11 protein-coding genes and 1 pseudogene are annotated in these 10,500 nt (G+C 64.7%); 6 read left to right on the top strand and 6 right to left on the bottom strand.

Annotated elements, in window-relative coordinates; translation table 11 throughout:
• Positions 1 to 105 precede the first annotated feature (105 nt).
• Positions 106 to 594 carry a DUF4188 domain-containing protein gene (locus AC3WJM_RS22515; protein ID WP_284988702.1) on the bottom strand — a complete coding sequence of 163 codons (489 nt, stop codon included), beginning with the start codon at positions 592 to 594 and terminating at the stop codon, positions 106 to 108.
• 89 nt (positions 595 to 683) lie between these two features.
• Here AC3WJM_RS22515 and AC3WJM_RS22520 point away from each other — a divergent pair, with 89 nt between their 5' ends.
• Positions 684 to 1,259, top strand: a complete 576-nt coding sequence (locus AC3WJM_RS22520; RefSeq protein ID WP_059388567.1) for a TetR-like C-terminal domain-containing protein — start codon at positions 684 to 686, stop codon at positions 1,257 to 1,259.
• 28 nt (positions 1,260 to 1,287) lie between these two features.
• On the opposite strand, the gene AC3WJM_RS22525 is transcribed toward AC3WJM_RS22520, so the two are convergent.
• Positions 1,288 to 1,980, bottom strand: coding sequence for an SRPBCC family protein (locus tag AC3WJM_RS22525; RefSeq protein ID WP_492260886.1), 693 nt, complete (start codon positions 1,978 to 1,980; stop codon positions 1,288 to 1,290).
• On the bottom strand, positions 1,973 to 2,611 hold the full coding sequence (locus tag AC3WJM_RS22530) for an ArsR/SmtB family transcription factor (RefSeq protein ID WP_306963319.1): 639 nt from the start codon (positions 2,609 to 2,611) through the stop codon (positions 1,973 to 1,975). Before AC3WJM_RS22530 ends, AC3WJM_RS22525 begins: the two co-directional genes overlap by 8 nt.
• 89 nt (positions 2,612 to 2,700) lie before the next feature.
• On the opposite strand from AC3WJM_RS22530, the gene AC3WJM_RS22535 reads away from it, so the two are divergent.
• Entirely contained in the window at positions 2,701 to 3,648 is a 948-nt protein-coding gene (locus AC3WJM_RS22535) for an RluA family pseudouridine synthase (protein ID WP_492273010.1), read from the top strand.
• 366 nt (positions 3,649 to 4,014) lie between these two features.
• A complete protein-coding gene (locus AC3WJM_RS22540; RefSeq protein ID WP_059388564.1) occupies positions 4,015 to 4,455 on the top strand; it encodes an SRPBCC family protein in 441 nt (146 codons plus the stop codon).
• A gap of 21 nt (positions 4,456 to 4,476) precedes the next feature.
• On the opposite strand, the gene AC3WJM_RS22545 is transcribed toward AC3WJM_RS22540, so the two are convergent.
• Positions 4,477 to 5,004: an O-acetyl-ADP-ribose deacetylase gene (locus AC3WJM_RS22545; RefSeq protein ID WP_332602436.1), complete on the bottom strand. Its 528-nt coding sequence runs from the start codon at positions 5,002 to 5,004 to the stop codon at positions 4,477 to 4,479.
• Between the two features lie 57 nt (positions 5,005 to 5,061).
• Between AC3WJM_RS22545 and AC3WJM_RS22550 the strand changes: the two genes are divergently transcribed.
• Complete coding sequence (locus tag AC3WJM_RS22550) at positions 5,062 to 5,685, top strand: DedA family protein (RefSeq protein ID WP_059388562.1); 624 nt, start codon at positions 5,062 to 5,064, stop codon at positions 5,683 to 5,685.
• A 17-nt stretch (positions 5,686 to 5,702) separates the two neighbouring features.
• Here the strand turns inward: AC3WJM_RS22550 and AC3WJM_RS22555 are convergent, their stop codons facing one another.
• Positions 5,703 to 6,008 carry a hypothetical protein gene (locus AC3WJM_RS22555; protein ID WP_059388561.1) on the bottom strand — a complete coding sequence of 102 codons (306 nt, stop codon included), beginning with the start codon at positions 6,006 to 6,008 and terminating at the stop codon, positions 5,703 to 5,705.
• Between the two features lie 197 nt (positions 6,009 to 6,205).
• Positions 6,206 to 9,004, bottom strand: a complete 2,799-nt coding sequence (ppc, locus tag AC3WJM_RS22560) for a phosphoenolpyruvate carboxylase (RefSeq protein WP_306963311.1) — start codon at positions 9,002 to 9,004, stop codon at positions 6,206 to 6,208.
• A 300-nt stretch (positions 9,005 to 9,304) separates the two neighbouring features.
• On the opposite strand from ppc, the gene AC3WJM_RS22565 reads away from it, so the two are divergent.
• Together AC3WJM_RS22565 and AC3WJM_RS22570 are read left to right on the top strand one after the other, a co-directional pair.
• Positions 9,305 to 10,141, top strand: coding sequence for a DUF1684 domain-containing protein (locus AC3WJM_RS22565; RefSeq protein ID WP_492273009.1), 837 nt, complete (start codon positions 9,305 to 9,307; stop codon positions 10,139 to 10,141).
• Positions 10,142 to 10,285: 144 nt separating this feature from the next.
• Positions 10,286 to 10,500: pseudogene (locus AC3WJM_RS22570) on the top strand (DUF6807 family protein); the annotation flags it as partial.

Genomic DNA, 10,500 nt, shown 5'->3' on the forward strand with positions numbered 1-10,500 from the left:
GCGGCCTTCTTCGGGTTCCGCGCCGGTCGGAACCGCTACGTCGGCTAGCCCGACTGACTCGCATTTCTTGTCGTTTTGAGCCCTCAGAACGACATTAACTGCGAGTCAGTTGGGTCGCCCGGCACCCATGCGCTGCCTGGCGGTGTTGGTGCCCGGACCGACAGGGACATGGGAGGTGGCTTTGGCCAGGCCAAACTGCGGCATGCCGTTGTAGACCACCTCGATTCCCGACGCCGGCACCTGGTAGGTTTCGTGCCACACGCCGATGTCGCCGCTTCCCGCGACTTCCTTCATGAAGCGTCGCCAGGGCGCCAAGTGCGGCGAGTCCCTGTCCGCCGCGAAGCGCCTGAGATGCTCGGGGCTCTCCCAATAGCTGAGCAGCATGGTGGTGCGCCCGAACCACTGTTCGCACCCGAGCAGTCCGGACTCGGGATGCGTTGCGAGATGGCGGAGCATGGTGGGCATTGACGATGCCACTCGCGCCACTTTGCCGATCTTCCACCAACGGTTGGCCCGCATTCCGATAAGGAATACGGTCACCGATTCGCGCCCGGTGTCGGCCGTGAAGCGCCCCGGGAAGATTTCCTGTGCCATGCGAATCCTTCGGTCTGGGAACGGTAGCTCAAGTTCCGCTCGAGTTTCATAACGTCGTTACTAAACAATGTTATGAAACACTTGGAGGCATGGCAAGACCCATCGTTCATGACCAGCTCGTCCGGCAGCGGCTTCTTCAGGTAACGGCCGAACTCGTTGACCGGCACGGCCCTGCGCGAGTCACGCTCCGCGACGTTGCCGCAGCCGCCCAGACCTCAACCACGGCGGTCTACTCACTCTTCGGCGGCAAGGCGCAGTTGCTGACGGCCGCCGTCGACGACGGATTCCGCTCGTTCGGCGACTCGCAACGGCTCGCCGAAAACGGTGGGCTCCGAGGCTTGGGCCTCGCCTACCGTTCCTGGGCACTTGAACATCCGGCCTTGTACCGGCTCATGTTTGGCGGCGCACTTGCCAGCTATGTGGACTGCAGCCCGACGCCGGCAGTCGCCTCGGAAGCGATGCTTCCCCTGATGGAAGCGGTGACCGCCGCGCAGCAAGCGGGGACCGTTCGTGACGCCGAAACCGCGACGATCGCCATGTCCATCTGGGGACAGGTCCACGGACTGGTGAGCCTGGAACTTGCGAACATGGACGAGCCCGGAACCGATTGGGAAGGGATCTACGCCGCCGCGCTGGACGCCGTGGGACGCGGCTGGGCAGCCTGAGCCAGCTTCGCTTCCCTTGGCGGGCGGGTTAGGCGTACACCTTCTCCAGGAAGTCGCCCCAGGCCTTCGCGGTCAGTTCAGAATCGCCGCTGCCGCTGAAATCGTGCACCGTCATGCCCACGGGTGCTCCGAAGGAGTTCCGGCCAAAGAACCGGTAGAGCGTGTCCGCCGTCCGTAGGCCCAGGAAGTGCTGGTTGGAGAAGTCGAGCTCTCCGCTCAGCCGCCCCACGCCGTCGACGTCCACCTCAACCGCGGAACCCCCTGCAACACCGTCCACGCCGAGGGCCTTCTTCAGTTGCACGAAACCGTCGGGGGTCTGCGAGGCCGCCGGGCCCTGGACGTCCGTGAAGACCACGGGCTTGCCGTCGAAGTACTGAAGGTACTGGCCCAGGGTGTGCAGGTAGAACTCGGTGTGCTTGCTGGCGCCGTCGTACTGTTCCTCCCAGTTGTCCGCGAAGATGCCGCTGTGGACGTAGTGCAGCTTGGCCCGGCCGCCGTCGAGCGGTTCGAGCACGTGCTCCAACTGGTTGAACCAGCCGTCCGGCCCGTCCATCCGGGTCACAAGGTGGCTGGGATACTCGTCCACGGTTTTCACGGCCGGCCACTGATCGGTGGGAAACATCCAGGCCGAGGTGTCCTGGGTGACAGCCTGCCAGACCCGTTCAGGAGTGCCGGGCAGTTCGGTGTCGGCCACGATTTCGAATTCACGGTTGTCAGTCATTGTCCTGTTCCTTTTCTGGAGAGTGCTGCGTTGTCTTGAGTGCGGGATGAAGTACGACGACGAGCCGGTGCTTGCGTGCGCCGCTCACTGTTTCGGTCGAAGCGCCGGTACCGCCGTCGTGGTACTTGTCCACGAGCCGGGTCACCGCGACAGCGAGCTCCTCGGCAAATGCGGCACGGTCCGACGCCGACCGGAAGGTGATTTCGCCGTCGATCGCGAAGCTCGCAAGCTTCTTCTTGGCCGCGGCCGCGCCGGCTATCAGCTTGCCCATCTCCTGGACCGTCCGGGCCGCGAGGGCCAGGAGCCAGAAGGCGGAAAAGCGGTCCGAGAAGCGCCGAGGATCCGGCGCCACGGATGCAAGTGCGACCGGCGAGATCAGGTACGACGCCGCCGTCGCGCGCAAAACGCGTTCGGTGACGTTGCCCTTCTTCCGCTCCTCCACGAGTTCGACGAGTCCATGCCGCTCGAGGGCCTTGAGATGGTAGTTGACTTTCTGCCGGGGCAGGCCCACCTTGACCGCCAACTGCGTGGCGGAACCCGGCTCGACCAGTTCCTGCAGAATGCGGGTGCGGATCGGGTCCAGCGACGCTTCCGCCGCGGCGGGATCCTCGATCACTTCGATGTCCAACATGCTTCCATTCTGCCTACCGACAACTTTTATTGTCAAGAACTTTTTTCTCGTCGGAGACCTGGCCATAACCCCGGTAGAATGGACCGGTGATGCAATCCCCCCTTCCAGTGCGCGACGGCGTCAACGCCACCCGCCTGCGCCTCCCGGACGAGGGGCCCTGGGACACCGCGATGGACTACATGATGCACCGCTGGGGTCATATCGACCCCCAGGGCATCGAGGACAGGTTCGACGCCGGCGAAATCGTCGGCGAGGGCGGCGCGCCCCTTGATCGCCGCACCCCGCTCGAAGAACACACCTTCATTTGGTACTACCGCACGCTCCCGCCGGAGACTCGTATGCCGGTGGAGATCAACATCCTGCACCAGGACGAGCACCTTCTGGTCGTCGACAAGCCCCACTTCCTGCCCACCACTCCGGGCGGGACCTACATCCAGGAATCCGCACTCGTCCGTCTCCGGAACCAACTGGACCTGCCGGACCTCATCCCGATGCACCGGCTCGACCGCATGACTGCCGGGGTGTTGCTGCTCTCCACCAATCCGGAGACCCGCGGCAAGTACCAAGTGCTCTTCGAAAAACGGCAGGTGCAAAAGGAGTACGAGTGCATCTCCGCCGTGGCACCCGCCGCGGGCTTTCCCGCCGTCGAATTCCCCGCCGTCGTGCGCAATCGCATGACAAAATCCCGCAGCTACCTTCTCGCCGAGGTGATCGACGGCGAACCCAACGCGGAAACCCGCATTGAGCTGCTGAGAACGTTCGACGGCGGCACTCACGACGGCGGCGCCGCCCGCCGGGCGCTCTACCGGCTTGAGCCCCACACCGGCAAGACCCACCAGCTTCGCGTGCACATGGCTTCGCTCGGGCTGGGAATCGTGAACGACGCGTTCTATCCCGAACTCCTGGACAAGGCCCCGGACGACTACTCCAAGCCGCTGCAATTGCTCGCTCGCGGCATCCGCTTCGTTGACCCCATCAGCAAGCAACCCGTGGAATACCGGAGCCGTCTCGAGCTAGGCGAAGCCCACCCCGCCTGACCCTCCCCCCAAACCATCGCTCACATATGACGGCCCTTCCCGGGACGCTCGCTCACCCAAAATGAGGAACATGTTCAGCTTGGGGTCGTACCCGCGCGAGCGTCGGGCCAAACACCCACATATGTGAGCGAGCGTCGGGCCAAACACCCACATACCCGCGCGAGCGTCGGGCCAAACACCCACATATGTGAGCGAGCGTCCCGCCAAACACCCACATACCCGAGCGAGCGTCGGGGACGGGTGTTCAGGATCCGGGGACGGCGAAAAGTGGCGCGTTCCCGAGTTGCCAAGCGGACCGGGCGTATATGCTCGGTTTTGCCGGCCCGACAACCGCGGGCGGTGTTCGGTCTCGCGAAAAGGAACCACATGGCCCACGCTGAAAACGAAGTCTCGATCAACCGCCCCGCAAACGACGTCTACGCCTTCCTCGCGGACGGGCTGAACAATAAGCTGTGGCGTCCGGGCGTGAAGAATGTCGCCCTCGCAAGCGGAGAAGCAGGCAACAAGGGTGCCGTGTACTCGCAAACGATGGCTGGCCCCGGTGGTCGCACGATCGCCGGCGATTACGAGATCACCGCGGCCGAGCCGGGCAAGCGGCTCGATTTCCAGGTCATCGCGGGCCCCGCCCGCCCAACAGGATCCTTCACCCTGAACGAGGCCGACGGCGGCACCACCGTTCGGTTTGCCTTGGATCTCCAGCCCAAGGGCTTCATGAAGCTCATGGGCTCGATGATCACCAAGACCATGGAGTCGGAAGTCGGACAGCTAGGGCAGTTGAAGTCCGTGCTTGAGGCGCAGTCCGTCTGACGCCGCTGCGAAAGCGTGCCCTCACCCGTCCGAAGCCCCGAACACGCTCCGGAACACGTCGGTCGTCTCCGCACTGAACAGCACAAATTCGACGAGTTCCAGCCCGCTGGAGCTTTCGACGTCGAGCCGGCTGACGGCGTCGAGCGCTACCGCGGCGACCTCGCGCGCGTCCCAGCCGTAGACCCCCGCGCTGATTGCGGGGAACGCAACGGAACTCGCTCCGAGGGACGCTGCCACTTTCAGGCTCTCGCGGAAACACGACGCCAGCAGTTCCGGATCGTTCTGGCCCGCGTGGCGGTTGGGGCCAACTGTGTGGATCACCCATCGGGCAGGCAATTTGAACCCGGGGGTAGCCACGGCTTGGCCCACGGGCAGCCCGTGCGGGTACCGTTCGCGCACCTCCATGCACGCGGCCAGGAGCTCCCTGCCCGCGGCGCGATGGATCGCGCCGTCCACTCCCCCGCCACCCATCAATGACGAGTTGGCGGCGTTGACGATCGCGTCGACGTCGCGCGTGGTGATGTCACCTTGCAGGATTTCGAGCCGCATGGCGCCAGTCTTGCACGACACTCCGGTGGATGCACCAAAGTGCGGTAATTTGTGCCCATGGACATCACCACCGCCGATGGCTGGGGAGCCGCGATCTATGCCTGGATCATCCCCATGGTGGTGGGCGACGCGATCTTCCCGCCCATCCCGTCCGAAATGTTGGTGATCACCGGTGGCGCGCTGGCAGCGGAGGGCCGGGTCAACCTGTGGTTGGTGGGTTTGATGGCCGCCGTCGCCTCCTGGCTGGGCGACATGATTGTTTTCCAACTCTTCAAGCGTCGCTTGGGACACATCCTGGACCGTTGGGCGTGGGGCCGCAAAGTCCATCAGGGCATCCACCGGGCGATCGCCAGGGCCGGGCGATCCTCCACTTACGGCGCGATCATCGGAGCCCGGTTCATCCCCGGCGGGCGGCTGGCTGCGTCGGCTGCTTCCGGGATCGCAGAGGTTTCCTCCCGCGGCTTCAGTCTCTGCGCCGGCTTGGGCGGGCTGCTGTGGGCCACATGGCAGACCGGGCTGGGTTACTTTACGGGCTCGACGACGAAGCTTCCGTTCTGGGCGAGCTCACTGATCGGCGTCGGCGTGGGTCTGCTGATTGGCGTCGTGGTGGGCGTGATCGTCACGCATCGCCGGGGTGACCGCTCGCCGGTGGACGAGCCGGGCGAGCCGCCGCACCTTTAGGCGTCCCGGCGTCGGGCTCAAACCGGCGACCATTTCCCCCGTTTGCGACGCAGCACATAAAGGTTCCCTGTGAGCGCTACGCGTTCGACGGCGTCGCGCATCATGGCTGCCGACGCGCGGGCCTCGCTGTTCTCGCCCGGATAGTCGCGCGGCTCCACGAGGAAGCGGAGGCTGATTTGGGCGACGCCACCAACAATGTCGAGCTGATTGGATTCGACATGATGACGCGTTTCCAGGGCCTCAAGCGCAGCGGCCATTACCGACTCCGGCGGGTTTCCTGGTTTGAGCCCGGTGATCTTCAACTTGGTCTGGAACGACGGCATCCCTCAACCCTAAACGCTCGATGTGAGCGAGGGTCCGCCGAAAGACCCACATAAGTGAGCGAGGGTCGGACGGACGCAACCCTCGCTCACAAACAAGCCCTCCCGGCCGCACGCTCGCTCACATGATGTGAGCGAGCGTGCGCCGAAAGACCCACATAAGTGAGCGAGCGTCGGAAGGGAAGGAACGGAAGGAGCCGCTATCCCGTGTTCCGGAGGCCGGCGGCCACGCCGTTGACGGTGATGAGCATGGCCCGCTGGAGGCGTTCGTCAATCTCGGCGCCGGAAATGGAAGCCTCGCGGACGCGGCGCAACAACTCCACCTGCAGGTAACTGATGGGGTCGAGGTATTGGTCGCGGATTTCGAGGGAACGCTTGAGCGTCGGCTGGGCTTCCAAGAGCTCGGTTTCGCCGCTCAGGAGTTCCACCTCGGCAACCGTGAGATCGTACTCAGTACGGATTGCCTTGAACAGGTGGTGCAGCTCTTCCGGAACCAGCGAAGACACGTAGTGCCCGGCGATGTCCATGTCCGTCTTGGCCAGGGTCATCTCCACGTTGGAAATCACGGACTGGAAGAAGTGCCAGCGCTTCATCATTTCGGCAAGCTCAGCGGTGTTGCCTGCCTCGCGGGCTGCCTTCAGGCCTGAGCCCACGCCGAACCAGCCCGGAACGATCTGCCGGGACTGCGTCCAACCGAAGACCCACGGAATGGCCCGCAACCCGCCCAGTCCCGCACCGGAATCCGGCCGCTTGGAGGGCCGCGAGCCGATGTTCAGGGATCCGAGTTGCTCCACCGGCGTCGAGGCAAGGAAGTACGCCGGCAGGTCCGGATCGTCGATCAGGGAACGGTACTGGGCAAACGCGGCGTCGGAAATAATCTCCATGACGTGTCCGTAGCGCTCGCGCTCGTCGTCGGAGGTGCGCGGGGTGCGGTGCAGCGCGGAACCCTGCATCACGGCCGCCAGGGAGAGCTCAAGGTTTTCGCGGGCGAGCTCCGGCAAGGAGTACTTGTCCGAGATGACTTCGCCCTGCTCGGTGAACTTGATGGCGCCTTCAAGCACTCCGTTGGGCTGGGCCATGATGGCATCGTAGGTCGGTCCGCCACCACGGCCTACGGAACCGCCGCGGCCATGGAACAAACGGACGTTGACGCCATGCTTGGCGGCGACGTCGCGCAGCTTGCGTTGGGTCTTGTGGATCTCCCACTGGCTGGTCATGACACCGGATTCCTTGTTGGAGTCCGAGTAGCCGAGCATGATCTCCTGGACATCGCCACGCAGCCGTACCAGCTCACGATACGACGGGTCAGAGAGCAGCAAGTCAACGATTTCGGCCGAAGCACGCAGCTCTTCCACGGTCTCCAGGAGCGGGGCGAAGCCGATCTTGGCATACGGAGCCGCGCCGAACAGGTCAATCAGTCCGGCTTCGCGGGCCAGCACAGCGGCAGCCAGGACATCGTCCGCGCCGCGCGTCATGGAGATGATGTAGGTTTCGACGACGTCGGGCCCGTACGTCTGGAGGGCGTGGCGGATGCTGCGGAAGACGTCGTAGGTGCGGTCGCCGTCGCCGTCGAGCTTGATGGGGTGGCCGGACAGCGGGCGGCGCGAAGCCAGCTCCGCGCTCAGCCGCTCGAAGCGTTCGGCGCGGCTCAACTCGCCGTAGGGAGTTCCGACGCCGATCCGGTCCACCAACTGCCCGACGGCGTCGTGGTGGTAGTCGGCATGCTCACGGATGTCGAGGGTCGCCAAGTGCAGCCCGAAGGAAGCGATCGCCCGGCGGACCCGGGCCAGGGCGCCGTCGGCCACGAGCACAGCCGAGTGCTTACGCAGCGAGGCTTCCAACAGCTCGAGCTCTGCCAGGAGTTCCGAGGTGGAAGCGTAGTCGCGGCCGGGTTCGTGGTGGCTGGATGCGGACACGCGGCGGCCCGTGTTGATGAGCTTGGCCTTGATGCAGGTCAGCTTGAGGCGGTAGGGCTCCTGCGCGTTCAGCTCCAGGATGCGCTTGTCCAGGCCGGGCAGGTTCTTGAGGTCGACGGCGATCGAGTCCAGGAGGTCCTTTTCCGCGTCCACCAAGGCTGTGGAGTTGGAGAGGATGGAGATCAGTTCGTCGATCATCGAGATGCTGATCCGCACGGCGTGCTGGTTCTGCAGCTGCAGGATCTCTCGCGTGACCGAAGCGGTGACGTTCGGGTTGCCGTCGCGGTCTCCGCCGATCCAGGAACCGAAACGGATGGGGGCGTTGTGCGCTGGCAGCACGACGCCGTGCTCCCCCAGCAGCTCTGAAAGGTCCGTGAGCATTTCCGGCATGGCATCGGTCAGGATGCTGCTCAGGTAGTAGATGGCGTTGCGGGCCTCGTCCACGGGAGTGGGGCGGACCTGGCGCAGTTCATCGGTCTGCCACATCTGGTCGATGATCTCGGCGAGCTGGCGGTCCTGCCGACGACGGGCGGCCGTGCCCTCAACGGTGGATTCGGCCAGGACGTCCGAGAGTTTACGGATTTTGTCCAGCACCGAACGGCGGGAGGCTTCGGTGGGGTGCGCGGTGAAAATAGGGCGCACGTCCAGCTCATTGACGACGTCCTGCAGGGCTTTGGTTCCGGCCTCGTCGGCGATCTCGGCCACGGCTTTGGCCAACCAGCCGTCCTTTTCCTGACGGGTGCGCAGTCCACGGACGCGGTGCACTTGTTCGGCGGCGTTGGCGAGGTGGAAATAGAAGGCGAAGGCGCGGACCAGCTCGGTGGCTTCCTCAAGCGGCAATGAGGCGAGCAACTCACGGACCTGGGCGACGACGTCGTGCGCGCTCCACGGGCCTGTGGCATCGGCGCCGCCGCGGGCGGCTTCCTTGGATTCCTTGGTGAGCAGGCGCACCTGCTCGACGAGCTGGAGCAGCTCGGGGCCATGCTGGCGGACCAATGACTCTCCGAGAAGCGTGGAGACGCGGCGGACATCGGCCCGCAGTTCCGCGGCAAGGTCGGTGCTGAGATGTGCAGTGTCAACCATGAAAAATACCTTCTGGCGTTGGGTGTGGCCCGTACACTGCGCTGGATACTGTGAGCCGGATTACTAATATTTCCAAAGGAATCCTACCCGCAGCCCTGAGGCCGGTGGCAATCCGTCTCAAATGTTGTCGCGGGCTCCGCCTGCGCGCTCCGCCCGCCCGCTCCGGCCCAACTGACTAGCAGTTGTTGTCGTTATGAGCCGTCAAAACGACAACAACTGCTAGTCAGTTGGGTTCCGGGAATGGTGGCGACGGGTGCATGGTTAAGCCAACGAACACCGCCCCAAGCCGCTGGAGGAACCATGAGCGCAACAGCCCCCGCAAGCAACGCCCAGCTGGAACGCTGGCAACGTTTCCGCACCGGCCGCAACGCCGCCCTCGCTGCGGACCACGGCTGGCTGACCCTCACCTCTTTCCAGTGGCTCGAATCCGCACCCGCCGCCGTCGAGCTCGTCCCGGGGCTTTGGTCGACGGACGGCACGACGGCGACACTCACCGCGAGCGCGACCGACGGACTCACACTCGTGGAGACGGGAGCTCCCGTGGACGGCACGATTTCAGCCACCCTCCAGGACGAGGAATCGCTCATGTGGGTGCAGTTCGGCGGCTCGGATGGCACGGAAGTGGTGGTGGAACTTGCCATGCGCGCGGACAAGTACGCTATCCGGACCAGGGACGACTCCTCGCCCGTACTGACGGAGTTCGACGCTGTTCCCACCTTTGAATACAACCCGGACTGGGTGCTTGAAGGCCGCTTCGAGGCGTACCCCGAGCCCGTGGATGTGCCGATCGGGACAGCCAATCCTTTGGTGGATGGGGTGCACCGATCGGTAGGCGAGGTGGTTTTCCGGGCACCTGGACTTCCCCACGAGATCCGCCTGCACGCCGAGGCCGAGAAGCTCGGAGCCCTCACGGTGACCTTCCACGACGAGACGAACGGCAACACCACGGACGAATGGCGCAAGCTGGCCGTCTCGCGCCCCCGGCCCGACGGTTCCGTGGTCCTCGACTTCAACCGCGCCATCAACTACCCGAGCGCCTTCACCCCATATGGCACATGCCCCATGCCTGTAGCGGGAAATTCGATCGACGTGGCGGTCGAGGCCGGGGAGAAACTGCCGGCCGGCCGGATCGTCTAAACGCAACCGCCTAAACGCAGCAAACCAAAGCCGTTACATCTCCCCTGGACTCAAGGTACACTCTTCTTGGAAAGCGCTTACCAAGCGTCCTGAAACGACACCGACGTCAGCAGCCCCGCCTCCCGGGGACAGATGAGGAGAGCCATGGGCACCCTGTCCACGCCCGTCCCGGCAGAACGCAACCCGGCAGAACACAAACAGTCCGGCCATGAGCCCAGCAGGGTGGCCCTTATTGGGGTCCACGGCTTCGGCGCGCACCACCTGCAGAACCTCGAAAGGCTCCAGGCAAACGGCGTGGTGCGACTTGTTGCCGTGGCGGATCCGAATCCGCCCGCCCCCGGCGCCCTCCCGCCCAGAAC

The organism is Arthrobacter sp. FW306-1B-G06A (genome assembly GCF_058781765.1).